We start from the raw sequence: 26,121 nt of genomic DNA, 5'->3' as shown, positions 1-26,121 counted from the left end.
ACGATCCTGATAAATGTGAATGCAATGCTGCACCCAACCTACCCACAGCCATACCCAGTGGTCATGTTAAGTGTGCTGAAGGAGTGCATCTTGACAATTGGTAGGGTCAGAAAATGACCACTCATTCGGTGTTAATGAGAACATCAATCGTCCATGTGAGCTTGATGTTCGACATTTCATTTCAAATGCAGCGCCTTATCTTTAGAGCAGCTTTACCGCGCCAAGGTATATGCGTGCTTACCTTGGTATGTGGATTATTTTTAAGCGGTGTAGCGCAGCTACCTACCAGCCATATTCAAGATTTACATCGACGTAGCCACGTTAGGTCTAATTGATTCTTCCGATAAAACCCGCTGCTACGTCGTCTTTCACCCCCATTGGGTTGTCTTCAAATAGGGCCAGGGCCTTGGCGTCGCGGTAGCAGCGTTCAACTTCATATTCGGTCATGTAGCCATATCCGCCGAGCAGTTGAATCGCTTCGTCGCTGACTGCCAAAGCGGTTCGGCAGGCCGAAAGCTTCGCCATGGCAATCCCCATCTCGTATTTTTTACGTTTGTCGAAATGCCAGGCAGCACTAAGGGTCATCAGGGCGGACTGTTCGATGGACAACGCCATTTCCGCCAACTTGTGTCGGGTAACCTGGAGTTTCCCAATCTTTTTTCCGAACTGTTCCCTCTGTTTGACATAGGTCAGTGATTTGATGAATGCGCCCCGCGCCGTACCAATTGCCATGGCTGCAACCAGGATTCGGTATAGATCGCTCATAATCTTAGCCTGCTTCATGCCCATTCCCATCGTTCCTATCAAATGGGAGCGTGGGACACGTACCCCCTTAAAATGAAGATCCGTCGTAGCTACCATGCGCATTCCCAACTTATCCTGGCCACCAGCCGCGGATAACCCACTACTATCCGCTTCTACGAGAAACATGCTAAGGCTGTCGGGCGACTTTTTCTCCGAGCCGGTATGGCATAATACGCAATACCATCCCGCCTGTCCGCCGTTGAGTACGCCGGATTTCTTTCCGTCGATTACCCAATAATCGCCGTCGGCCCTGGCCGTGGTTTGGGTTGTGGAAAGATCGTACATTTCACCGGGTTCAAAAAATGCGCCACCGGAAACCATTTCACCTGTAGCAATTCGGGGAATGTACATTTGTTTCAGTTCGTTGGTACCGTATAGCAGTAGACTTTCTGCTGCAAACCCAGAAAGAGATAGAGCAATTCCAAGGGAAGAATCATTTTTACAGAATTCCTCGGCAATTAGGGTGTTTTCCAGAATGCCGAGGCCGCCACCTTCGTATGCCTCGGGCCAATGGATACCGATGAATCCGAGTTCGGCAGCCTTCTTGCGGAGACCTTCCGGAAAGGTGCTCTGCTTTCCGAGTTCTCGGGAAAGGTCCTTGTCAAATTCGCCCTTGGCGAATTCCCCCGCCGCCTTCTGAATCTCTTTCTGTGACCGGGTTAGGTGAAATTCCATATGTTCGTCTCCATTGGTGACTGATGGGCAGAGAGTTATCTTTTGGCTATTTTAGAACGGTTTGAAACCCGCTTAACTCTGGCATAAAGCCACCACTTTTAGTGGTGGACGCGGCAAGGTTCCACCGATCCCATAAGAAATAAAATAGGTTCTTTCACCGGTAAAGCCCTTAAGGGGATTAAAGGAGTAAGAACCTATGCACGATGGGAAAAATTTATTGCATGTACGCTGGAATTGTAAATACCATTTAATGGTTGCCCAGAAGTACCGGAGAAGAAAGCTGTACGGCAAATTCAAACGTATGGTTGAATAGGTATTGAGGGACTTGTACCGCCAACGAGCGATTGAAATGCTGGAAGGTAAGTCAACGCCCGACCATGTGCACATGTGCCTGATCATTCCACTCAAGTATAGCATCGCCTTTACGATTGGTTTATTGAAAGGCAAAAGTGCCGTGCGCATCCATCGGTACATGCATCGGAAAAGGCAGCTATCCGCGAAAAGTTTTTGCTCCCGCAGATACTGTGTAAGCACATTGGGATTAAATGAAGAAACCATACGAGTCTATATCCGGCAACAAGAGGAATCTGAGAAACAACAACTGGAACTGGATTTCGAATAGGTAATTAAAACCAAGCCCCAGCGGGGCTTTCCAAACGTTTACGCCCTCTTCAATGGAGCAACCTGATACCACCTGCTGCAGGTGGAGAATTTCATTTTCACTTTAAATCGGTGTTTGGCTGTGACTGCCACACTATTATGATTGAAAGTGTTAAAGAAAAAAAACACGTCATATCCTCTGACTACCAAAAGCAAGAAAAATGCCAATCGTCACAACTGGCTAAACAATTTAAATATACTATAAATACAGATTGTTGATACTTATTGATAAGCTATTGTTTGCCGACTTTCTATTAACAGTGTTGCATCACTGTTGAATCGGTTGGCCGTGTTGAGCGACTTAAAAAGAAACAAAACCATGTATAGCTGGCAACGTGTGGGCAATGCCTGCTTCGACCTTCGTAGCTTGGCCCTGACAATGGTTTTTTTCATATGCAACTACGGGTCCCTATGCCTGCTATCGCGGCAAATCTACCTCAATCTTTCAGGGACTTGATGTCTGTAAAACGATAACGCGGAGCTGTTGAATGGATATTTGAACCAACAAATTTAGCTGGCGGTGATCAACGGTAAAACTTACATTCCGCACCCGTGAGAATCGATTTTAGGAAATTTTTTATCGTTCAAAAATAACCACATAGGCGATTTAACATATTGTATTTACTGTAAAATAAAAATACCTAGACATTTCAACTAGTTGCTGGTACGTTACCCCCAATCTTGACAACAACAGTTCAAAGGAGGGGACATGCCACCGCTTGACACTGAAAGTTTGACCATCACCGAGGTCAGGCATCTGCCGATCGTCAAGGCTTATGCACAAAAAATCGGTCTGGTGGAGACCATCGACCGGATGGTCGGTTCTCAAATGGAATTGAGCCCCGGCATGGCTGTATTCGGCATGGTGCTCGACACCCTTTCGGGACGGACACCGCTTTACCGTCTGACCGAATTTTTTGAAGAAAAGGATACGGAGCTTCTCCTGGGCACCGCTATCGAACCGGAACGCTTTTGCGATACCAACTTGGGCCGGTCCATGGATCAGATTTTCGAGACCGGTACCCAGAAGGTGTTTTCTCAGATCGCGCAGAATGCATTGACAGTTTTTGCCGTCGATCCGCGACGACTGCATTTCGATACGACCTCCGTGAGTGTATTCGGCGATTACCATCTGGTTGATCCACCGTTTGAGATCACCTATGGTTACAGCAAGGACAAACGACCGGACCTCAAACAGTTTCTGGTATCGATGCTGTGTGTCGACCGCAACATCCCCATTTTGGGGACCACGACGGACGGCAACGCTTCGGACAAGACCTTGAACAACGAACTGCTGACCAATATCTCCGCATACATGGCCAGACACGGGCTTGAACCGGGCGCGTACGTCTATGTGGCCGACTCTGCATTTGTCACCGAGGACAATCTGAAGAAAGCCGACAGGCGTCAGACCTGGTTTCTGACCCGCCTGCCGGCGACCTACAAAGAGTGCGGCCGGATCATTCGTGAAGCCGTGGCCGCCGATGACTGGATCGACATCGGCCGCCTGGCCGAAGAACGCGACCGCCCCAATCGCTCAGTTGCCCGCTATCGGGCCTATGACGGCACCGTCGAGCTTTACGGAAAAACCTACCGGGCGATCGTCGTGCATTCCAGCGCGCATGACAAGCGGCGTCATAAACGCATCGATCGCATGTTGAAACAGGACCGCAAGCAGCTTGAAAAAGACTGCAAAAAGCTCGCGGACACCGTGTACTATTGTCAGGCCGATGCGCAGGTCGCGTTAGACAAACTGATTCGTCAATCCGCGTCCAGCTACCACCGGCTTCAAGCTGGTGTTGAAAAAATCCCCAAATACGGTCGCGGCCGGCCTGCGGCCGGTAAGCCCCGAAAGGTTTTGCGCTACGAATATCGCGTAACGGCGACGGTTGTGGAAGCCCCGCAAAAAGTGCAACCGCTCAGGGAAGAAGCCGGTTGCTTTGTCCTGTTGACGAATCTTTTGGACCAACAAGGCGACTGGTCCGCCCCGGAACTGCTCTCCCTTTACAAGAGCCAGATCGGCATCGAGAAGAACTTCAGCTTCCTGAAGGACCCGGCCATCGTAAACAGCATTTTTCTGAAAAAGGCCCAGCGGATCGAAGTGTTGGGCCTGGTATTGCTGATCTCCCTTTTGATCTGGCGTTTGATGGAGCGTTCCATGCGCCAGTATGTCGAGACCAATGACTGTGAGTTGCCCGGTTGGGTGCGACGCAAAACCAGAAAGCCGACCAGCTTTATGATGACGACCAAGTTCTCTTCAATCATGGTCGTTTCCATCGGGAACCACAGACAGTTGGCAAAACCATTGAAAGCTGTTCAGCTTGAGTATTTGAAAGCGCTTGGCGTCACAACTGACACATTCACAGCCCCATAAAGCGATGAAAAATAGTCGAATCGTTGCTGCTTGGGGTGCGGAATGTACGGTAAAATCTACCCAGCCATGTAGAATAAGGTTCTCAATGACTCCAGCTGTTGAAAGAGGGGATGTTTTTTGTGGGGCCTGTATTAATTTGCTGCCGGATATGGATCCATGAGCTGGCGGGGGGCAGGCCTTGGTTTCTGTTGCAATGCGTTTTGGATCATTAGCCGGGGTTATAAATTGTACATACTCTTCTTTCGCCACAAAGTGACGCGAGAAATTCCCAGTGATTTAGCGGCAGCCGTCTGATTGCCGTCGTTTTTATCCAACGCTTCGGCAATTATGCGTCGATCCTCTTCTCTTTTAGCATTTATTCCACTGTTGATAGATTGCGCAAAGGAGCTGGATTGACCACGTTGAGTATTGCTTTCCGGGAAAATCACCTGCAGCGGAAAATGCTCCGGTGTTATCTCCGTGCTGTGGCTCATGGCAAGTGCATGCTCAATCGCATTTTCCAGTTCCCTTATATTGCCCGGCCAATGATAACGCCGAAGCATTTGTTGCGTGGCTAAATCGAGGGCCTTTAGCTGCCCGCGGTTTTTCTTTTGATGTTTGCGGATGAAATGCATCGCTAACTTGATAGTGTCCTGTTGCCGTTCTCTGAGAGGAGGAATCACCAGAGAGATCACCGCAACACGATAGTAAAGATCTATGCGGAAGTCCCCCTGTTGGGTCATGGATGTTAGATCTCGGTTAGTGGCACAAATAATGCGGACATCAATCGGGAAACACCGGTCCGAACCAACTGGGCGAACTTCTCGCTCTTGCAAGGCTCTAAGAATTTTGACCTGCATGTTTTTGTTCAGCTCTCCAATTTCGTCCAGAAACAGCGTTCCTTGATGGGCCTCCCGAAAAAGCCCGGCACGATTCGATGATGCTCCGGTGAAGGCTCCTTTCACGTGGCCGAAAAGCTCGGATTCGATCAGCGCATCCGGAAGAGCCCCGCAGTTAACAGTAACAAATGGTTCTTTTTTTCGGTGGCTATGACTGTGGATCGCACGGGCCGCGAGCTCCTTCCCAACACCGGTTTCCCCCATGATCAATACGTTTGTGTCCACCTCAGCGCACCGGAGTATTGTTTCAAAAACCGCTTCCATTTTTGAGCCGGATCCAATCATTTCGGTATACAGATTGCTTCGCCGGTGTTGCCTACGAAAGTGGAAAAGTTCCTGCTCTTTCTTTTCAAGCATCTTTTTTTCTTTTTCAAGGCTGGCGAGGATCTGTTTTTGTTCGCTTACATCCACTAATAGCACATTTGCCGATTCGGGCTGGCCTTCTGGATTTTTATTAATCGAAACATGAAAAATGATTGGATGTTTCACATTGGGTTGGCGTCCGTATACGTATAGCTCAAACCTTACTGATTCACGTTTTCCTTCGGTCAATTCCTTTAAAAGAAGCTGTACATTTATCCGCTCCTCCTCGTTGACCAGTGTGAGCATCTCCCGCCCTATAACTTTTTCCCGTTTCGCCCCTGTGAGTTCCAAAAAGGTACGGTTTACATCCAGCAGAACAAAATCTAAATCCACCAGCCAATAGGCGATTTTTAGATAGTCCAGAATGCGTTTCAGTTTTTCGTTTTCCTTTGGCGTATGCCATTTCACGGACATGGTTTTGCTTTCTTTGAGACTGTTAAGTTTAAACACTGACTGCTTCAACAGTGATGCAACACACCTAATGGAATGATGCAACACACCTAATGGCTAACAGCAAAACGATAGAATGTCAAATACTACTAACAATATGAATAAATGAAGAATAAATCGATTTAAAAACGTTTTGCTAATAATGGCACGAATATTGTTGTATTCGGGAGAGGATGCAGCCCGGTTGTCCGGAGGGCAATTGGGCCCCTCACGATTTTTTAATAATCCGGTTCTTTATGAAGCTTCAGTGAACCAGTTGTGACCATATCTGTCACACGGCTGCGTTATGAAGGCCTCACAACCAACAAAAAGTAGGCCGCCATCACAGACTTTACCATTACTGAGGACTTTCCAAGATCCGAGATCGAATTTGACCAACATTTTCCTAATCCTAAAGCCTGTTACGCATATCTATTCCAACAAAAGTGGCCCGATGGCTTTGTGTATAAAAAATGCGGCCACAAACGGTATTGGTTGGCTCATGAAAGCCGGATATTTGCACCCAGTGCGAACACCAGCATTCTTTGACAGCCGATACAATTATGGATAGCTCTAAAAGCCCGATCACCTATTGGTTCAAAGCCATGTGGTGGTTCACCACCCGTAAATCCGGCGTCAATGCGGTCAATTTCAAGGAACTGCTGGGCTTCGGCAGTTATGGAACGGCCTGGACTTGGCTTCAAAAGCTCCGGCGATGTACGATCCGACACGAAAGGGAAAAGCTATCCGGCCGTGTCGAAGTCGACAAGTTTTTCGTCGGCGGTCAACGATCCGGCAAGCGGGGCCGGGGCGCTGGAGGCAAGTTCATTGTTGCCGTTGCCGCGGAACGTTGAGACATCGAAAAATGAATGGTTCGCATTCGTTTACTTATTGCCTTGGATTGTACCGGATATTCTTTAGAAACCTTTATTCTCGACAACATTGAGCCCGGTGCCACCATCGCCACGGGTGATTGGCGAAGCTATAACATCATTGATAACGAACAGTATCGACGGGAGATAACGAACCAAAGCAAAAGCCGCGATTACGACAAACTATATGGTGCTCATCTGATTACCACCTTGGTTAAACGACTAATTCGGGGAAAGGACCAAGGGCGCTTTGAACCGAAATACCTTCAGAACTGTCTGGACGAGTATGTCTTTCGGTTCAATCGCCGTAAATCTCGAAACATCGGTAAAAAGTTCATGCGCATCGTTCAGCAGGCTCTAAGAACACCCCGCATAACCTGGTTACAGATCCCATGGGATCTTGACCCGATTTCTGAGTATTACGCATTAACCGGAGCATTATAGAGAACCGAATATAATAATAGACATGCATGACGAAGGAGCCAGGCGCAATGAGCGTGATCGAGTCCAGAATCGATACCCATTCGGACGAATATTTAGAGAATTACGAATCGATGGCGGTGCTGGTGGAAAGCTTGCAGACAGAGTTGAAGACTGCATGGGAACAACGTTCGGAAAAGGCAATGATGCGGCTTGCGGAAATCGGCAAACTGCCAACGAAAGAAAAACTGGAACGGTTGCTGGATCCGAACACGCCCTTTTTGGAGATCGCGCCTCTGGCTGCAAGAGGCCTTTATGACGGCAAGGTTCACAAAGCCGGAATGATCACAGGGATCGGCATCGTCGGGGGCAAGGAGGTGTTTGTCTCGATCAGCGATCCCAGCATCAAAGGCGGTGCCCTTTATCCGATGGGAGTTAAGAAAACCCTGCGCGGCCAGACGATCGCTATGGAAAACCGCCTGCCGATCGTAAACCTGCTGGATTCCGCTGGTGGATTTTTACCGCTTCAAGCCGAGGTGTTTCCTGATTTCGACGATGGGGGGCGGGTTTTTTATAACCAGGCAGTTATCAGCAAAATGGGCATTCCTCAGATCACTGCCGTCATGGGTCTTTGCACGGCCGGGGGAGCCTATATCCCGGCCATGAGTGATGAGGTGGTTCACGTCAAGGGTCATGGGGCTATTTTCCTGGGCGGGCCACCGCTGGTCAAGGCGGCCACCGGAGAGGAGGTTACGGCCGACGAATTGGGCGGGGCGGAGTTGCACTGCGCCGAATCGGGTGTTTCCGATTACTATGCCGAAGATGATGCCCATGCCATCGAGATCGTTCGCCAACTTGTGTCCAATCTGCCGGACTCCCGCAAATCCCGGCTGACCACCAAAGCGCCCAAGCCGCCTTTGTTCGATCCCAAAGAGATATACGGAATCGTTCCGCGGGACATCGCCGCACCGTATGATATCCGGGAAGTCATCATTCGAATCGTCGACGGTAGCGAATTTATCGAATTCAAGGAAATGTATGGGCCGACCCTTATTTGTGGTTTCGCACATATTCACGGCTACCCCGTGGGCATTCTGGGCAATAACGGCATTTTGTTCTCCGAATGTGCACTCAAGGGCACCCAGTTCATCCAACTGTGCGACCGCCGCAAAATACCGCTTGTGTTTTTACAGAACATTACCGGTTTCATCATCGGAAAGGATTACGAGCGCGGCGGCATCACCAAAAACGGCCACAAAATGGTCAATGCCGTGGCCACGGCCACGGTGCCCAAGTTCACGGTGATGGTGGGGGCGTCCTTCGGCGCCGGTAATTATGCGATGTGCGGAAGGGCCTATGGCCCGCGATTTCTTTGGAGCTGGCCCAACCACCAGATCGGCGTCATGGGTGGGCAACAAGCGGCCGATGTGCTGGTCACGCTGCAAAACGATCAGCGGGTTCGGACCGGCATGCCGCTGTTGACCGATGACGAGGTGGCCGCCATCCAGAAACCGGTCATCGAAGCGACCATCAGGGAAGGCGATGCATATCACAGCACAACCAACTTGTGGGATGACGGCATCATCGATCCGGCCAAGACCCGCGACGTGCTGGGTCTGGGGATCTCCGCGGCGCTGAATGCTCCCATCCGGCACGATGTGTTTGGCTATGGGAATTTCAGAATGTAGCCGGATGGAAACAGGATTGTCCAGACAAGAACTAACATCAGGAAACGCAATGTTTAAGAAGATTCTGATTGCCAATCGTGGAGAAATCGCAGTTCGGATCATGCGCACCTGCCGGGAGATGGGAATCGGCACCGTGGCCGTTTATTCGGACGTCGACACTCGGGCACAGCACGTATTTGAAGCGGACGAGGCGGTTTGGATCGGCGCATCCGAACCGTCGGAGAGCTACCTGAACATCGATCGTATGATCGCCGTCATTAAACAAACAGGAGCGGAAGCCGTTCACCCCGGCTACGGGTTTTTAGCTGAAAATGCCATGTTTGCAGAGCGCTGCGAAAAGGAGGGCATCGTTTTCATCGGTCCTCCGGCCCAGGTGATCCGTGACCTGGGGGATAAAATCACGGCGCGGCAAATCATGATCAACGGTGGCGTGCCCTTAATACCCGGCACGACCGAAGAAGCGGGAGACATGGTGAAATTGGCCGCGCACGCCGAACAGATCGGCTATCCTGTGCTGATCAAGGCCTCGGCTGGCGGCGGCGGCAAGGGCATGCGCATTGTGGAAGATCCGAACGATCTTGCCGAAGCGTGCCTATCGGCATCGCGTGAAGCGGAGGCCGCTTTCGGAAACGGTGCCATCTATATGGAGAAATATCTGGCAAAATCCCGCCATGTTGAGATTCAGATCCTGGCCGACAGCCATGGCAATGTGGTCCACCTTTTCGAGCGAGAGTGTTCCATTCAGCGGCGGCACCAAAAGATCATCGAGGAGACCCCCAGTCCGGCAGTGGATGCCCGGTTGCGGTCGGAGATGGGCCAAGCGGCAGTGGCGGCGGCCCGGGCTGCGGGCTATGTGAATGCGGGTACGGTGGAATTTATCGTCGACCGGGAAGGCAATTTTTACTTTCTGGAGGTGAATACGCGCCTGCAGGTGGAACATCCCATCACGGAGATGATCACCGGCATGGATCTGGTGCGTCACCAGATCGATATCGCATCAGGCAAGGGACTTTCCCTGACCCAGGAGGATCTTTCCGGCACGGGACATGCCATCGAGTGCCGTATTTATGCCGAAGATCCGCAACGAAATTTCATGCCGTCCCCGGGACGGATCGTTTTTTTAAGAGAGCCCACTGGACCGGGCATCCGAAATGATTGCGGTGTATATTCCGGTTTCGAGGTTCCCGTTGAGTACGATCCCATCTTATCCAAACTGGTGGTCCATGCCGAAACCCGCGATGCGGCCATTCGACGGATGATCTGTGCGCTTCGGTCCTATGCGGTGTTGGGCGTCAAAACACCTATCGCTTTTTTGATCGATATCCTTTCCTCCAACCATTTCAGGGAGGGGGAGACCTATACCGATTTTATCGACACCCATTTTCCAGAGTGGTCACCGGATCGTGACACGCTGCATCTTGCCGCCATCGCTTACGCGGCGGACGCAATGACGCAAAAGCGGAAATTGGCCGCGGGCACGGCGGCGGTCGACCATCCCGGGCCCTGGCAAACGTTGAGGGCCTGGCGCCTCTGAGGGCGGATAACATCGTTGTTTTAGGGCCGCATTAACGCACTTGTACCTATATGTGCGGTCGGCTGCATCACAGCCGGCAGGAGAATAGACCATTGGAATACAAACTGAAATGCCAAGAAGAAACCATTCCCCTACAGGTGGATGCCGGTGAGGACGGCCGATTTACGGCCACCATCGACGGCAACAGGGCAGACGTGGCTTACGGTCGGATTTCGGATCACATGATCCCCATGACCATCGATGGGCGGCAGAAAATGGCCTTTGTGGCCAATACGGAAGAGGGAAAAGCGGTGATGGTGGATGGCCACACGTGGCTGTTTATAGAAAACAACACACCGCTTGCCCACCGGACCAGAGGCGGTCCAAAGAACGGCGACCAGGCAATAACGCCGCCGATGCCGGCGGTGGTGACGAAAATTTTGGTTGCCGAAGGAGACGCCGTCGGAAAGGGGCAGGGTGTGATCGTGGTGTCCGCCATGAAAATGGACACCACGCTGTCGGCGCCCTTCGATGGCGTCGTTGCTCGAATCAATGTGGCCGAGGGAGAAAAAGTCAGTCCCAAACAGATATTGGTGGACATCGATCCCTCGACTGTCGAAGAGACGCAGACAGAGGCTTGAAAGACAGGGGAGTGGGACTGCGTCGACGGGAGGAGTCGCGTTTGTTTTTACCCTGAAAAAACATCGGGAAGGATTTTTAACTTCTATATCAAGGGGGGGGACACTTTTTTTACTATTGCCAGTGCCCAAAAAGTATCCGGAAAGGGAGGCACTCGTATTTAAAGACAGGCGCGTCACATATAAAGAGCTGGACAAAAAGGCAAATGAACTAGGAAAGGTACTAATAGAATTTGGAATAGAAAAAGTAGATAAAGTAGCAATTATGTCTCATAATTGCATTCAATACGCTATTCTACTATTTGCAGTTGCAAAGATAGGGGCAAGGAATCCTTTGGATGCTGCGAACTGGGGCTCACTGGAAGGATCTACCCAGTAAATATCCAAGTTATTCAACATGCTGGCGACGCTTGCGACTATGGGAGGATGAGGGTGTTTGACTCGATATCTGGCGCAAATTCTTAGCTGATCTTGACGAAAAGTCTTTACTGGACTGGGAAGAAGTTTTCATCGACGGTAGTTTCGCTCCGGCAAAAAAAAGGGCCTTGGGGTTGGAAAAAACAAAAGGGGCAAAGGATCGAAGTGGATGGTGGTGGTCGACGGCAACGGTCTTCCTTTGGGAAGCACCATATTACGCTAAAGCAATTTTGAAACGGGCTCTAACCATAAAAAGAGATCTTAATTTAATCAATCCTTAGCCCATGCGAACACTATTGGATGTTAACAAAAAATTAAATCAGGAGGGATTAAGATGAGTAAAAAAGAATTTGACCTTCAGATGAATTTAATGAGACGCCAGGCAGTAGGGGATTTTTTAAAAAGGTCAGCGGCAAGGCAACCTGACAAAACGGCGTTTGTATTCCGGGACAAACGGTTTAGTTACAGGGAATTTAATGCCGTGGTTAACAAAGTCGCCCATGCCCTCGGCGACTTGGGGATCAAGAAAGGTGATGTGGTGGCGGTAATGTCCCAGAATTGCCACCAGATGGCTATTCTGATGTGGGCCTGTTTCAAAATAGGCGCTTGGTATTCGCCGATGAACTATCTGTTGAGGAAAGGAGAGATTACCTATCAGATCAACCATGCTGGTGCCAAGATTTTCTTTGTGGAAAGCGCCCTCCTGAATGTGGTTAAAGAGGTCGAGAATGAGCTCAAGGCTGTAAAGCAATATGGTCTGATAAATCTTAAGGGTATTGACTTGCCCAAAGGGTGGGTTGACTTCGAAGACCTGTTTTCAAATAAATATTTTGACGCTGAACCGGAGGTAATCATTGAGGACAGTGATGTAGCATCACTCATATACACGAGCGGGACTACTGCTGCTCCAAAAGGTGTTATGATATCAAACAGCAGCTACTTTTCGCAATCCCTCAATTTCCTCAATCCAGAAGTTGCCTGGTTTGGTTTGGAAGATGTTTACCTGATGAATATACCTTTGTATCATATTGGCGCCTCGTCAATTATGGTTGCTTTTATTAAGCAAGGGGCCACAATTATCGCTACTTATGGAAGTGATCCTATGGAGATGCTCGATCTTATCCAGAAGGATCGGATTACTTATCTTATATGGCCTCCCACCCTGTATGCTGGGATGCTGGGGTTGCCGCTCAGAAAATACGATCTGAGTTCTCTTAAAAAACTCGTATGGTTTGGTGGATCACTACCCATGAATGTCTTTCGGGAGTGGAAGGAAATCTGTCCGCAGGCTATCTTGATGAGCCATTGCAGTCAAACAGAAATCAATATTACCTTTACGTTCGGCCGGTACTTTGAAGAGCCGGAGGGGGGGAATGTCATCGGTAAACTGTCGCCCGACGTAGAGTTAAGGCTCGTCGATGAAAATGATGTGGATGTCCCTGAAGGCGAACTGGGGGGAAGCCATTGTGAGGACCCCTTCCGTTATGCTGGGTTATTATAAGAATGAGGAAGCTACGGGCTGAGGTTTTCAAGGGTGGCTGGCATCATACAGGTGATGTGCTGAGGAAAGGAAAAGATGGGTTCTACTATTACATTGACCGTATGAAAGATATGGTTAAGTCCGGTGGCACGAATGTAGCCTGTCTTGAAGTGGAAGAAGTATTAAATTCTCATCCGGATGTCGAAGTCAGCGCTGTTTTTGGTGCGCCTCATCCGTACTGGATTGAGGGGGTCACAGCAGCAATTATTCCCAACAGCAAGTCTTTGACTGAAGGGGATGTTATAGAATATGCCAAAAAGAATCTGGCTGCTTACAAGATTCCTAAAAAAATTATTTTTTTAAAGTGGGATGAATTTCCTGTAAGTCCAACAGGTAAGATACTCAAGCGAAAGTTGAGGGATACTTATAAGGATATTTACAAAGGAGAGAAGGGGAAATAATGCAGTGACTCGGGGAGCTGTAAAGCAGGTTTTGGAAATTAGAGAAAAAAAACCTATTTACTATAGTTTCCCGAATGTCATCATGCCACCAGTCGCAATAGGCTAGTCAAAAACGAATTTACTATCCTTTTTCGCGGCTGCGGAAAAAGTATACCCAAAATATCGTCCAGTGCGGCCTTGGCCACCAGCCTCCTGACATCGGAAAAGGCAAAATGGCGGCGGCCGAACTATCGGTACTTCGGGAGCGGGTGGTTCCGGAAGGGACACTGAGAGATTAGCCGGGGAGTGTTTTCCGGTAGTCGGAACCACGGATTCGATTGACATTTCGGTGCGGCGGGCGTGCCGGGCTTGGATTGCCTGCATGACGGCCCAGGGCGAAAACGAAAGGATCGGTTATGGAGTTTCAATTCAGCGAGCGGGAAAAGGCGTTCCGCGACGAGGTGGAAACGTTCATCCGGGATACGCTTCCCGGCGATTGGCCGGATCTGTCGATGCACTGGCCGGGTGGATACGGCTCCATGGAACTGGCCGCGGAAGAGGAAAGCAGAATCGCGGAGAAGTTCAAACAAAAGCTTGTCGAAAAAGGGTGGACGACGATTTCATGGCCCCGGGAATACGGGGGACAAGAATACTCCTACATGGAACAGGCGATTTTCGACGAGCGGATGAGCTATTACCGGGCACCGGCATTCAGCATTTCCACCGGGATCGCCGGACCCACCATTCTGCGCTTCGGCACCGAGGAGAACAAGAAAGACTGGATCTCCAAAATCGCAAACAAGGAAGTCGAAATGTGGCTCGGCTACAGCGAGCCGGACGCCGGTTCCGATCTGGCCAGCATCCGGACCACAGCTGTTCGCTCCGGGGACGATTATATCATCAACGGGCAAAAAACATGGAGCAGCTTCGCTCATTTCTTCGACCACGCCTGGCTGATCGCCCGGACCGACCCGGAAGGCCACCGGCACAAGAGCGTCAGCCTTTTTGTCGTGCCCAATGACACGCCGGGCATTACGATCCGCCCGTTGGTCAACATCGTCGGGGTGCATTCCTTCAACGAGGTGTTTTTCGACAGTGTGCGGGTTCCGAAGCGAAATATGATCGGCCATGAGAACATGGGTTTTTACTACCTCATGACGGCACTGGATTTCGAACGCTTGATGGTGAGCATCGGCGCCTTCCGGCGAACCGTGGAACAGTTCACCGAATTTGTGAAGCAGACCGATCGCGACGGCGCACCGCTCGGAAAAAACCCTGGTGTCCGTCAGCGGCTTGCGGAGATGGCCGTTCGGGTGGAAGTGGCATACCTTTTTTTCTGGCGGACGGCGGAAATGCTTGACAAGGGGCTCGTGCCGAGTGTGGAGTCATCGGCCCTGAAGCTGGTGACAACGGAGCTGAGTCGGAAGCTGGCCGATATCTGCATGGAAATCCTGGGTCCTTACGGGCAGCTGATGACCGGATCCAAACATGCGCCGTTTCGCGGTTTGGTGCCCCGTGGATACCTGGACTGCATTTCCGGCACCATCGGCGCCGGTACGTCGGAAATTCAGCGAAACATCATCGCCATGCGGGGGCTGGGGATGCCAGCGAGATAGTCAGGCGACAGACAGACTGGATGGCCATGCCTTGCATCAGGGGCGTTTTTGATTACCTCGGCAAACAGGAAAATGGTCCAAGGGATCAAGTGATGTGGACGATTTTGTCGAGAAATGTTTTTTCACTTGAAGCCTCGACCCCTTGCCTGAGAGCGTAGCCGATAGTCGAAGACCTGAATCCTCCAATCTTTTTCGCAATCCGTCGGGAAACTATAACGGACAACGAAAATACAGGGAGCAACCAATGGATCTTGAATTGACCCAAGAACAAAAAATCATCCGGTCCTCGGCAAGGGATTTCCTGAAAAAAGAGTGCCCGGTATCCACGATGTGGGAAATGCAAGGCGATCCGGCCGGCTATTTCCGGGACGTGTGGAAGAAAATGGCCGGGCTGGGGTGGCAGGGCATCCTGATTCCGGAAAAGTATGACGGTATGGAAGGCAGCTTCATCGATCTGGCCATCATCCTGGAGGCCATGGGGAGGTGTGCTGCCCCGGGCCCTTTTTTTCCAGCGTCGTGCTGGGCGGCACAGCCATCCTCAACCTCGGTTCCGATGAGCAGAAAGATGAGCTGCTGCCCCGTCTGGCCAACGGAAAATTGATTCTTTCCCTGGCGGCGACCGAGCCGGGCAACTGGTACGGAATGGATAATATCCAGGCCGTAATCCGGGAGGATGGACCGGATCTCATCCTCGACGGCACCAAGTTGTTTGTCGAAAATGCCCATATTTCCGACTATATCCTCTGCGTCGCCCGGACCGTGGGCCGGAATGCCGATACGGGGTTGAGCCTGGTTCTGGTGGACCCGAACAGTCCGGGGGTCGCCTGTGCGATGCTCGACACCCTGGCATTTGAAAAACAGTGCGAGGTGGTGTTCGACAAGGTGAGCGTCTCCAGAGCTCATGTCTTGGGAGAACTCGGGGGGCGGGGGCTGCATTGGCGTATTTGATGGAAATCGCCGCAGTGGCCAAATGTGCCGAGATGGTGGGCGGCATGCAGGCCGCGTTCGAAAGAACGGTTGCCTATGCTAAGGAGCGGCGGCAGTTCGGCAAACCCATCGGCAGCTTCCAGGCCGTGCAGCACCATTGTGCCAACATGGTCGTGGATGTGGACGGTGCACGATTTTTGACCTATCAGGCGGCCTGGAAGATAGCTAAAGACCTGCCGGCTGCCGTGGAGGCATCCATGGCTAAGGCCTGGACCAGCGAGGCGGCCCGGAAGGTCACTACGCTGGCCCACCAGATTCACGGCGCGATTTCTTTTTGTGAAGAGAACGATATCCACCTCTACTACCGGAAGGCCAAGGCCGGAGAGACTGCGTTCGGGGACGGCAGCTACCATTTGGAGCGGTTGGCCGATGCCTTGGGATTATAACCTAAAATTTGCAATCGTAAATTCAGCGCAACGAAAGCGTAACCCTGCAAAGAATTTAGCATAGCCGAATCCTATTTACGCCCCCTTTAGGAGCCGAGAACCACTGAGAGGGAGGGGCGTTACACCTTCGGCGAGGACTTTTTTTGCGTAACTGACAGTAAGCCGCTTTATCTTCCAGGATCCGGGCCTGATGCCGTCATTATCACCAATATCGGCCAAGGCCAGGCAATCGATGACAGGCTGAAAAAGGCCGGGGCGATGGAATACATGACCACCCAAGGCCTACTTGGAAAGCCTCCGTTTGCCGGAACTGTTCAGGCGGTGCCCGAAAGTTCCGGCTATCGCATAACCGGTAAAGGATACAGAAAGACATAGCAAGACCGATGGTAAGGTGCGCGCAAAATCTGGTATAAAAAGCACTTGCTCATATAGCTGATGGTGTCAAAGGACTCTCTGAGAATTTAAGTTGGGAAATTGCGCGTTCTCAACTTGTCTGCCAAGTTTTGCATGGAGATATGGATGTGCAACTCTAAAAACGCCTATTTTAGGCAAAAGGAGGGACAACATGACACATCGCGACATAAAAAATCATCTACTAAATCGGGACACGGTAGGGGATGTAATTAGAAGGTATTCTAAAAGGAATCCGGATAAATTGGCCTTTGTTTTGTCACCCCCACAAGGATCGCCTATTGAATATACATACAGTAAATTCAACGAGAGTGCTAATAGGCTTGCCAATGGGCTAACCGCTTGTGGAATTAAAAAAGGTGAAGGCGTTGCAATTTTTTCTCTGAATACATATCAACTACTTTTGACCATTGCTGTAGCTAAAATCGGGGCATATATAATACCTGTTAATCCTGCACTTACCAGAAATGAGATGGAATATGTTATTAAACAGAGTGATGCAAAAATAATCTTTGTTGAAGATACTTTTGCTGATAAAATCTTAAGTGCTCTGCCCAATTTGTTAAATGTGAAACCTGGGTTTATCAAATTTAGCGGCAAGAATGAAAAACCTGATGGATGGATAGATTTCGAAGAATTGATTAGCATATATCCAGAAAATGAACCAGAAGTAGAAATAGATAGCAGAGATATGCTGACACTCACCTACACAAGTGGCACGGAGGCGTTTCCTAAGGGTGTCGCTCTCATGCATCAAAATTGGCTCTCTATCTCGATAGCTTGTCAGATAGATAGTTATATGGGTGTTCACGAAGACGAAGTCATGCTTGAATCATTGCCATTATTTTATACCGGGGGCATGGGTGTAGGGCTTTTTCCTATATTAATGGGAGCGACAACCGTTAGTACTTACTCCCCTGACCTCGCAAGAATGGTTGAAATGATGGCAAAATATAAAACGACTTATACAGTTCTTACACCAACTATTTACCTGAGATTGTTTCATACCGAAGGAATAAAGGAGGCGGCAACGTCGATGAGGAAATTTTTGACTTTTGGGGCTACTATTCCTGAGCGTATGATAACCAAAGGGAGAGAGATAGCTCCCCATATTCAATGGGTTTCCCTTTACGCACTAAGTGAACCAACATGTTGCGGGGCGGTCGGACTTTTTAAGACTATCAATGAGATACCGGAAGGAGATTTAGGATGGGTAGGAAAACCTGCACCATCACTGGAGATGAGAATCGTAGACGATAATAATAATGATGTTCCTGTAGGAGACGTAGGAGAGCTAGTATTTAGGGGACCCGTTGTCATGAAAGAATATTACAAACAGCCAGAATTAACCGCCAAAGTTTTTGATAGTGGCTGGTTTCATACAGGTGACCTGGGGCGATTGAACAAGAATGGAGAACTGTTCTTTGTGGACCGTAAAAAAGACATGATAAAGAGCGGGGGTGAGAATATTTCTACAGCCAGTGTGGAATACGCCATCAGTTCTTATCCTAAAGTGTCTGAGGTTGCAGTATTTGGCGTGCCCCACCCTGAGTGGATGGAGGCATCGGTTGCAGCGGTGATTCCGATACAAAATGAGTATCTTGCCGAAGAGGAAATTATACAATACTGCAAGCAGAATTTACCTAGATTTAAGGTGCCAAAATACGTACTTATTGTTAATGATTTCCCCAGGAATCCCACAGGTAAGATTCTCAAAAGAGAGTTGAGAGAACAGTACAAAGATATCGCTTCGCAGGGGCAATAAAGCTTATTCCATTTTTCAATCAAGATGATTCTAATATCCACTCACATCCGGTTAATGACTGAAGAAAGAATGGTGTCATGATCTTTCTGAAAATTTGATTTCAAGCGTAGGGAAAGGATTTCAACTCTTAGAGTTGAAAATGCTGGGTCAAACATTAAAGTTTCTTTTGTAAGCGCTTATCCTATTATAATCCAAAATGAATTACGCACCAGTGTCTTCGCCGGACTATCTGATAAAAATCTGAAAGAATTAGAATTACGTAATGTTAATGCAAGTACTTAGCTGGATTATACCCATTATATCAGTTTTTTATCACCATGTACAGCTTGCTGTAACGAAACTCTAAAGTTGAGATGGTAAGTTGGTTCCTTCCTCTTACCCACTGTCACATTCTATTAGAAAAGGAGTCGATCATGGGCAGTCGAGCAAAGACATCCGAACAGCTGTATTTTTCAAAAGATCATGAGATGGTCCGCAAGACCGTTAGGGAATTTGTAGACAAGGAGATCAATCCCAATCTCGATGACTGGGAAGCGGCGGGGGAGGCCCCGCTTCATGAATTGTTTAAAAAAATGGGGGCATTGGGCTTCCTTGGAATTCGTTATGATACAAAGTACGGCGGCGAGGGGCTCGATTATTGGTGTGATCTCGTATTCCTGGAAGAATTGGGGCATGTGCAGGGCTTCGGCGTGCCAATCGCCATCGCCGTGCAAACGCACATGGCGACGCCGGCTATTTACGAGTTCGGATCCGAATTTCTAAAAGAAAAATATTTAAAACCGGCCATTGCCGGTGACATGGTCTGCTCCATCGCCGTTACCGAACCGGGGGCGGGATCGGATGTCGCCGCACTCCAGACCACCGCCGTTCGGGAAGGAGATGAATACGTCATCAACGGCAGTAAAACCTACATCACGAATGGAACCCAGGCAGATTTTCTGACCATGCTGGCTCGAACCGGTGACGAACCGGGACACCACTGTTTCAGCCTGTTTGTCGTACCGACGGATCTTCCTGGGTTTCAGGTCAGCAAAAAGCTCGACAAAATGGGGATTCGCAGCAGCGATACGGCGGAGTTGTTTTTCGATAACCTTCGGCTTCCCGCAGACCACCTCATCGGCAAGGAAGGAGAAGGTTTCATCTATCAAATGCAGCAGTTTCAGCACGAACGGTTTTCCGCGATGCCCATGGTGTATATCGCTTCCCAGGATATCATTGACATGACCGTGGAGCATATCAAAAACCGAATCGTTTTCGGAAAGCCCCTGATCACGAAGCAGGTGCTCCGGCATCGCATCGCCGATTGGTTGACGGAAATCGAGGCACTTCGACAACTGACCTACCATATCACCACCATGAAAGCAGCGGGGATGGACGTTACCCAGGAGATCTCCATGGGAAAATTATACAGCGGGAAACTGCTTCGAAAAGTCGCCGATGGATGCCTCCAGATGTACGGAGGGCTTGGCTTTATGAACGAAATGCTGATTTCTCGCTATTATCGGGATGCACGGATCTTGTCCATCGGCGGGGGCGCGGACGAGGTGATGAGTGATATTATTGCGAAAATGGAAGGGTACTGATTCTCTACCGGAACCGATTTGGAGGTGATCCCATGTCTTCAAAAAAGAGACGCGTATCAGATGTATTATACCGAAGGATCACGAGATGGTCAGAAAGGCCGTCCGCGATTTTATCAACAAGGAAATCAACCCCAACGAAGATCAATCGGATCGAACCGTTGAAAACGACGATTCCCCTGTACCTTAAAAAGATGACGACGATTTATAACATGGAAGGAGTGTGAGATCATGTCCGAAGACCATTTGCTGTATCGTGTCGAGTCCTCGATTGCTTATTTTACGCTAAATCGCGAAGCGCAGCGAAATGCCATCAGCGCGGAGGCAATCGAGCTATTTTTACAGTACCTGGACCGGGCCGAGGCAGATGACCAGGTGCGGGCAGTCTGCGTCACCGGTTCCGGTGAGAAGGCTTTTTGTTCGGGCGGGGACCTTGGCGGGGGAATGACCACGAGCGGGATGGACCCGATTGCCGGCTATGCGACGCTGCTGAAGCGGCTCGCCGGTTTTCCCAAACCCACCGTGGCCCGCGTCAACGGGCATTGTCTGGCGGGCGGCACAGGTTTCATGCTGGCTTGCGACATCGTAATTGCCGTGGACAACGCGCAGTTTGGCACCCCGGAGGTCAATGTGGGTCTTTTCCCCATGATGATCGGTGCGGTAATTTTCCGCAACGTTCCCCACAAAAAAGCGATGGAGATGGTGCTGCTGGGTGACAGGCTGACGGCGCAGCAGGCGCTGGAGATGGGCATGCTTACCCGCGTCGTTCCGGCGGAGCAGTTGGACGAAGCGGTGACCGAAGTATTGCAGAAACTGGTGGGCAAAAGCCCCATTGGTTTGAGGCTGGGCAAGGAGGCCTTCTACCGGATGGCCGACATGCCCTTTGAAGATGCCCTGGACCTGCTTTCCGAAGGGTTGAAAAAAGTGCTCGCCACCGATGACGCCCGGGAGGGGATGACGGCGTTTATGGAGAAGAGGAAGCCGGAATTTACAGGAAAATAATATCGTCCATAAGGATTCAAGGAGTCAAGTGGAAAACGTATGATATTCGATTTGCCGTGCCTGCACTCCTGTCGCCCGCTGAAAAAATAGATGTAGACTTTGCAAGACTCGAAAGTTGCCCCCTTCCCTTGAACCCTTATACTATTTTCGGAGGATCTCATGTCGAACAATAAACTTATCATTGCCAACTTCAGTGGATTTTTCGGGGATCGCTTTTCTGCGGCAAAAGAAATGGTCGAGGGCGGTCCCATTGATTTCCTGACGGGGGATTACCTGGCGGAGCTGACCATGGCGATTTTGCTCAAGCAAAAAATGAAGGATCCAGGAAAAGGATACGCCCATACCTTTCTCAAGCAAATGGAGCAGGTGATGGGGCTTTGCCTGGAAAAAAAGATACGGGTGATTTCCAATGCCGGCGGACTCAACCCCAAGGGGTTGGCGGCGGCTTTGGAACAAACCGCGCAAACGCTGGGATTGCATCCGAAAGTCGCGTATATCGAGGGCGACGATCTCATGCCTCGCCTCGGCGAACTGCAGGAGCAGGGAGAGACTTTTACCCACCTGGACAAAGGCACCGCGTTAAAGGATGCGGCGGGTATGCCCATTACCGCCAACGCCTACCTCGGGGGATGGGGCGTCGTGAAAGCGCTGGAAAGCGGTGCGGATATTATCGTGGGCGGCCGGATGGCCGACGCCGCCGTGGTGATGGGGCCGGCGGCCTGGCATTTTGGGTGGCAAACGGATGATTGGGACAAATTGGCCGGCGCCGCCGTTGCGGGACACATCATCGAATGCAGTGGCCAGGCCTGCGGTGGGAACTATTCGTTTATCCACGAGATTCCCTCCTACCATAACGTCGGATTTCCCATCGCCGAAATGAACGAAGACGGATCGTTTGTCATCACCAAGCATCCCGGCACCGGCGGGCTGGTTTCCGTCGGAACCGTGACCGCCCAGTTGATGTATGAAATCCGGGAGCCGAGATACCTCACGCCGGATGTCGTCACCCGGTTCGACACCATTCAAATCTCCCAGGAAGGCCCCGACCGTGTTTTGATCGAAGGCGTCCGGGGGGAGCCGGCGCCGCGCACCACCAAGGTGTGCATCAACAACATGTCCGGGCACAGTAATTCCATGACTCTCCTGCTGGCGGGGCTGGACATCGAGAAGCAGGCCAAAATCATTGAGGAAACGCTTTTCCAGAGCATCGGCGGCAAGGATGCGTACCAGGTCATCGACGTGCAGTTGATTCGCTCGGACAAGGTCAATCCGTCCAGCAATGAGGAGGCTTACGCCTACCTGCGGCTTTCCGTCATGGATCCGGATGCCAAAAAAGTGGCGATGTTTTCCACAAAATTTGTCGAATTGGGGCTCTGCACCGTTCCCGGATTGGCATTGACGGCGCCTCCGGACAAGGGTCGGCCGGTCATTCAACACTGGCCGACGCTGGTTTCCGTGGACAAGGTTCCACAAACGGTGGTTATGGGCGACGAAACCTTCGACATCCCGTCGCCGCCGGAATCGGACATCCCGTCGCCGCCGCCCGCCGCCGTCGATATTCCACCCGTACCGGCGGGGCCGACGACTTCCGTGCCGTTGGGCCGAATCTATGCCACCCGATCCGGTGACAAGGGGGGCAACGCCAATCTCGGTATTTGGGGGCAGACCCCCGCGTCATATGCCTGGTTGAACGATTTTCTGACGGTTGACAAACTCAAAGAACTCCTGCCGGACATGGCGGTGTTCGAGATCGAACGATATGAACTGCCGAACCTGTTCGCCCTCAATTTTTATGTCCGGGGCGTGCTGCAGGACGGCGTATCGGCATCGTTTCGCATGGATCCCCAGGCCAAGACGCTGGGAGAATATCTGCGAACAAAGATGGTCGAAATGCCGTCATCCCTGCTTGCCTAAAGGAGGCGCGATCCAGCAGAAATGGCCATAACGATCGAATCGGCGAATCCATTGTAGACATGTTTTGAATACCGGGATCCGACAATCGATCACGGCGCCGAGCTGCAGCCCCGGTTTTCGAAGCTGGGAGACGGGCTGTCGGAGTATTTTTTTCCGATTTGTACCTGTTCCGAAATGCTCATCGGTATCGGGTGATCCAGGGACAACGATTGTTCGTTCAGGGGCGGACACATGACGGGTTATCCTTTTTGATGCCCCTGTTCGATCCGGCCGCCGAGGACACGGGTTTCCCGGTGGAAATGATTCAGCCGTATGATTTTTATTTTCCGATCAGCGGGTCCATGCGCTCCCATTTCGACAGGCGGGCCTTCGACACCGTATTCAGCCGGCACGATTCGATGATGCTCCGGTGAAGGCTCCTTTCACGTGGCCGAAAAGCTCGGATTCGATCAGCGCATCCGGAAGAGCCCCGCAGTTAACAGTAACAAATGGTTCTTTTTTTCGGTGGCTATGACTGTGGATCGCACGGGCCGCGAGCTCCTTCCCAACACCGGTTTCCCCCATGATCAATACGTTTGTGTCCACCTCGGCGCACCGGAGTATTGTTTCAAAAACCGCTTCCATTTTTGAGCCGGATCCAATCATTTCGGCATACAGATTACTTCGCCGGTGTTGCCTACGAAAGTGGAAAAGTTCCTGCTCTTTCTTTTCAAGCATCTTTTTTTCTTTTTCAAGGCTGGCGAGGATCTGTTTTGTTCGCTTTCATCCACTAATAGCACATTGGCCGATTCGGGCCGCCCTTCCGGATTTTTATTAATCGAAACATGAAAAATGATTGGATGTTTCACATTGGGTTGGCGTCCGTATACGTATAGCTCAAACCTTACTGATTCACGTTTTCCTTTCTTTGAGACTGTTAAGTTTAAACACTGACTGCTTCAACAGTGATGCAACACACCTAATGGCTAACAGCAAAACGATAGAATGTCCAATACTGCTAACAACATGAATAAATAAAGAATAAATCGATTAAAGCACGTTTCGCCACAGTTGGCACGTTTATTGTTTAGTACGGGAGAGGATGCAGCCCGGTTGTCCGGAGGGCAATTGGGCCCCTCACGGTTTTATATAATAGACATGCATGACGAAGGAGCCAGGCGCAATGAGCGTGATCGAGTCCAGAGTCGATACCCATTCGGACGAATATTTAAAGAATTACGAGTCGATGGCGGTGCTGGTGGAAAGCTTGCAGACAGAGTTGAAGACTGCATGGGAACAACGTTCGGAAAAGGCAATGATGCGGCTTGCGGAAATCGGCAAACTGCCAACGAAAGAAAAACTGGAACGGTTGCTGGATCCGAACACGCCCTTTTTGGAGATCGCGCCTCTGGCCGCAAGAGGCCTTTATGACGGCAAGGTTCACAAAGCCGGAATGATCACAGGGATCGGCATCGTCGGGGGCAAGGAGGTGTTTGTCTCGATCAGCGATCCCAGCATCAAAGGCGGTGCCCTTTATCCGATGGGAGTTAAGAAAACCCTGCGCGGCCAGACGATCGCTATGGAAAACCGCCTGCCGATCGTAAACCTGCTGGATTCCGCTGGTGCATTTTTACCGCTTCAAGCCGAGGTGTTTCCTGATTTCGACGATGGGGGGCGGGTTTTTTATAATCAGGCAGTTATCAGCAAAATGGGCATTCCTCAGATCACTGCCGTCATGGGTCTTTGCACGGCCGGGGGAGCCTATATCCCGGCCATGAGTGATGAGGTGGTTCACGTCAAGGGTCATGGGGCTATTTTCCTGGGCGGGCCACCGCTGGTCAAGGCGGCCACCGGAGAGGAGGTTACGGCCGACGAATTGGGCGGGGCGGAGTTGCACTGCGCCGAATCGGGTGTTTCCGATTACTATGCCGAAGATGATGCCCATGCCATCGAGATCGTTCGCCAACTTGTGTCCAATCTGCCGGACTCCCGCAAATCCCGGCTGACCACCAAAGCGCCCAAGCCGCCTTTGTTCGATCCCAAAGAGATATACGGAATCGTTCCGCGGGACATCGCCGCACCGTATGATATCCGGGAAGTCATCATTCGAATCGTCGACGGTAGCGAATTTATCGAATTCAAGGAAATGTATGGGCCGACCCTTATTTGTGGTTTCGCACATATTCACGGCTACCCCGTGGGCATTCTGGGCAATAACGGCATTTTGTTCTCCGAATGTGCACTCAAGGGCACCCAGTTCATCCAACTGTGCGACCGCCGCAAAATACCGCTTGTGTTTTTACAGAACATTACCGGTTTCATCATCGGAAAGGATTACGAGCGCGGCGGCATCACCAAAAACGGCCACAAAATGGTCAATGCCGTGGCCACGGCCACGGTGCCCAAGTTCACGGTGATGGTGGGGGCGTCCTTCGGCGCCGGTAATTATGCGATGTGCGGAAGGGCCTATGGCCCGCGATTTCTTTGGAGCTGGCCCAACCACCAGATCGGCGTCATGGGTGGGCAACAAGCGGCCGATGTGCTGGTCACGCTGCAAAACGATCAGCGGGTTCGGACCGGCATGCCGCTGTTGACCGATGACGAGGTGGCCGCCATCCAGAAACCGGTCATCGAAGCGACCATCAGGGAAGGCGATGCATATCACAGCACAACCAACTTGTGGGATGACGGCATCATCGATCCGGCCAAGACCCGCGACGTGCTGGGTCTGGGGATCTCCGCGGCGCTGAATGCTCCCATCCGGCACGATGTGTTTGGCTATGGGAATTTCAGAATGTAGCCGGATGGAAACAGGATTGTCCAGACAAGA

The 26,121-nt window shown here is 50.8% G+C and carries 23 protein-coding genes; 20 read left to right on the top strand and 3 right to left on the bottom strand.

The window, feature by feature from the left end:
• Positions 1-327: 327 nt before the first annotated feature.
• Positions 328-1,479 carry an acyl-CoA dehydrogenase family protein gene (locus DSCA_RS18290; protein WP_155317793.1) on the bottom strand — a complete coding sequence of 384 codons (1,152 nt, stop codon included), beginning with the start codon at positions 1,477-1,479 and terminating at the stop codon, positions 328-330.
• A gap of 316 nt (positions 1,480-1,795) precedes the next feature.
• On the opposite strand from DSCA_RS18290, the gene tnpA reads away from it, so the two are divergent.
• Together tnpA and DSCA_RS18280 are read left to right on the top strand one after the other, a co-directional pair.
• Positions 1,796-2,101, top strand: a complete 306-nt coding sequence (tnpA, locus tag DSCA_RS33270; protein ID WP_407924197.1) for an IS200/IS605 family transposase — start codon at positions 1,796-1,798, stop codon at positions 2,099-2,101.
• A gap of 747 nt (positions 2,102-2,848) precedes the next feature.
• Positions 2,849-4,513: an IS1634 family transposase gene (locus DSCA_RS18280; protein ID WP_155315006.1), complete on the top strand. Its 1,665-nt coding sequence runs from the start codon at positions 2,849-2,851 to the stop codon at positions 4,511-4,513.
• A gap of 218 nt (positions 4,514-4,731) precedes the next feature.
• On the opposite strand, the gene DSCA_RS18275 is transcribed toward DSCA_RS18280, so the two are convergent.
• A complete protein-coding gene (locus DSCA_RS18275) occupies positions 4,732-6,168 on the bottom strand; it encodes a sigma-54 interaction domain-containing protein (RefSeq protein WP_155317791.1) in 1,437 nt (478 codons plus the stop codon).
• A gap of 578 nt (positions 6,169-6,746) precedes the next feature.
• On the opposite strand from DSCA_RS18275, the gene DSCA_RS18270 reads away from it, so the two are divergent.
• The 17 genes from DSCA_RS18270 to DSCA_RS18190 all read left to right on the top strand — a co-directional run bounded on the left by DSCA_RS18270 (position 6,747) and on the right by DSCA_RS18190 (position 23,312).
• The gene (locus DSCA_RS18270) at positions 6,747-7,037 is read left to right on the top strand and encodes an IS1595 family transposase (RefSeq protein ID WP_155317790.1); all 291 of its coding nucleotides are present in this window, start codon (positions 6,747-6,749) and stop codon (positions 7,035-7,037) included.
• A gap of 15 nt (positions 7,038-7,052) precedes the next feature.
• A complete protein-coding gene (locus DSCA_RS18265) occupies positions 7,053-7,499 on the top strand; it encodes a transposase (RefSeq protein ID WP_155317789.1) in 447 nt (148 codons plus the stop codon).
• Between the two features lie 47 nt (positions 7,500-7,546).
• Positions 7,547-9,163, top strand: coding sequence for a carboxyl transferase domain-containing protein (locus DSCA_RS18260; protein WP_155317788.1), 1,617 nt, complete (start codon positions 7,547-7,549; stop codon positions 9,161-9,163).
• Positions 9,164-9,212: 49 nt separating this feature from the next.
• Positions 9,213-10,697 (top strand): acetyl-CoA carboxylase biotin carboxylase subunit, encoded by a 1,485-nt coding sequence (gene accC, locus DSCA_RS18255; protein WP_155317773.1) that lies wholly within the window; start codon positions 9,213-9,215, stop codon positions 10,695-10,697.
• Between the two features lie 92 nt (positions 10,698-10,789).
• Positions 10,790-11,317 (top strand): acetyl-CoA carboxylase biotin carboxyl carrier protein subunit, encoded by a 528-nt coding sequence (locus tag DSCA_RS18250; RefSeq protein WP_167527850.1) that lies wholly within the window; start codon positions 10,790-10,792, stop codon positions 11,315-11,317.
• The gene (locus DSCA_RS33265; protein ID WP_155317787.1) at positions 11,208-11,693 is read left to right on the top strand and encodes an AMP-binding protein; all 486 of its coding nucleotides are present in this window, start codon (positions 11,208-11,210) and stop codon (positions 11,691-11,693) included. The genes DSCA_RS18250 and DSCA_RS33265 overlap by 110 nt, the downstream gene beginning before the upstream one ends.
• Positions 11,644-11,754, top strand: coding sequence for a transposase (locus DSCA_RS33260; RefSeq protein ID WP_407924254.1), 111 nt, complete (start codon positions 11,644-11,646; stop codon positions 11,752-11,754). Before DSCA_RS33265 ends, DSCA_RS33260 begins: the two co-directional genes overlap by 50 nt.
• A 311-nt stretch (positions 11,755-12,065) precedes the next feature.
• Positions 12,066-13,232 (top strand): AMP-binding protein, encoded by a 1,167-nt coding sequence (locus DSCA_RS18235; RefSeq protein ID WP_155317785.1) that lies wholly within the window; start codon positions 12,066-12,068, stop codon positions 13,230-13,232.
• Between the two features lie 2 nt (positions 13,233-13,234).
• Positions 13,235-13,672, top strand: a complete 438-nt coding sequence (locus DSCA_RS18230; protein ID WP_155317784.1) for an AMP-binding enzyme — start codon at positions 13,235-13,237, stop codon at positions 13,670-13,672.
• A 395-nt stretch (positions 13,673-14,067) separates the two neighbouring features.
• Positions 14,068-15,267, top strand: a complete 1,200-nt coding sequence (locus DSCA_RS18225) for an acyl-CoA dehydrogenase family protein (RefSeq protein ID WP_155317783.1) — start codon at positions 14,068-14,070, stop codon at positions 15,265-15,267.
• Between the two features lie 244 nt (positions 15,268-15,511).
• Entirely contained in the window at positions 15,512-15,868 is a 357-nt protein-coding gene (locus DSCA_RS33255; RefSeq protein WP_155317782.1) for an acyl-CoA dehydrogenase family protein, read from the top strand.
• Entirely contained in the window at positions 15,751-16,215 is a 465-nt protein-coding gene (locus tag DSCA_RS18215; protein WP_167527851.1) for an acyl-CoA dehydrogenase family protein, read from the top strand. The genes DSCA_RS33255 and DSCA_RS18215 overlap by 118 nt, the downstream gene beginning before the upstream one ends.
• Entirely contained in the window at positions 16,215-16,640 is a 426-nt protein-coding gene (locus tag DSCA_RS18210; protein WP_155317780.1) for an acyl-CoA dehydrogenase family protein, read from the top strand. The genes DSCA_RS18215 and DSCA_RS18210 overlap by 1 nt, the downstream gene beginning before the upstream one ends.
• A gap of 565 nt (positions 16,641-17,205) precedes the next feature.
• Positions 17,206-18,816 carry an AMP-binding protein gene (locus DSCA_RS18205; RefSeq protein ID WP_155317779.1) on the top strand — a complete coding sequence of 537 codons (1,611 nt, stop codon included), beginning with the start codon at positions 17,206-17,208 and terminating at the stop codon, positions 18,814-18,816.
• Positions 18,817-19,229: 413 nt separating this feature from the next.
• A complete protein-coding gene (locus DSCA_RS18200) occupies positions 19,230-20,399 on the top strand; it encodes an acyl-CoA dehydrogenase family protein (protein ID WP_155317778.1) in 1,170 nt (389 codons plus the stop codon).
• Positions 20,400-20,627: 228 nt separating this feature from the next.
• Positions 20,628-21,398 carry an enoyl-CoA hydratase/isomerase family protein gene (locus DSCA_RS18195; RefSeq protein WP_155317777.1) on the top strand — a complete coding sequence of 257 codons (771 nt, stop codon included), beginning with the start codon at positions 20,628-20,630 and terminating at the stop codon, positions 21,396-21,398.
• 159 nt (positions 21,399-21,557) lie between these two features.
• A complete protein-coding gene (locus tag DSCA_RS18190) occupies positions 21,558-23,312 on the top strand; it encodes an acyclic terpene utilization AtuA family protein (protein WP_155317776.1) in 1,755 nt (584 codons plus the stop codon).
• 381 nt (positions 23,313-23,693) lie between these two features.
• Here the strand turns inward: DSCA_RS18190 and DSCA_RS32965 are convergent, their stop codons facing one another.
• Positions 23,694-24,029: a sigma 54-interacting transcriptional regulator gene (locus DSCA_RS32965; RefSeq protein WP_155317775.1), complete on the bottom strand. Its 336-nt coding sequence runs from the start codon at positions 24,027-24,029 to the stop codon at positions 23,694-23,696.
• 445 nt (positions 24,030-24,474) lie between these two features.
• Here DSCA_RS32965 and DSCA_RS18180 point away from each other — a divergent pair, with 445 nt between their 5' ends.
• Positions 24,475-26,091, top strand: a complete 1,617-nt coding sequence (locus tag DSCA_RS18180) for a carboxyl transferase domain-containing protein (protein ID WP_155317774.1) — start codon at positions 24,475-24,477, stop codon at positions 26,089-26,091.
• Positions 26,092-26,121: the final 30 nt, after the last annotated feature.

Source organism: Desulfosarcina alkanivorans (assembly GCF_009688945.1).
Lineage (GTDB): Bacteria > Desulfobacterota > Desulfobacteria > Desulfobacterales > Desulfosarcinaceae > Desulfosarcina > Desulfosarcina alkanivorans.
Note: the sequence above shows the minus strand (reverse complement) of the source record. Positions and strands in the feature narration are given on the sequence as shown.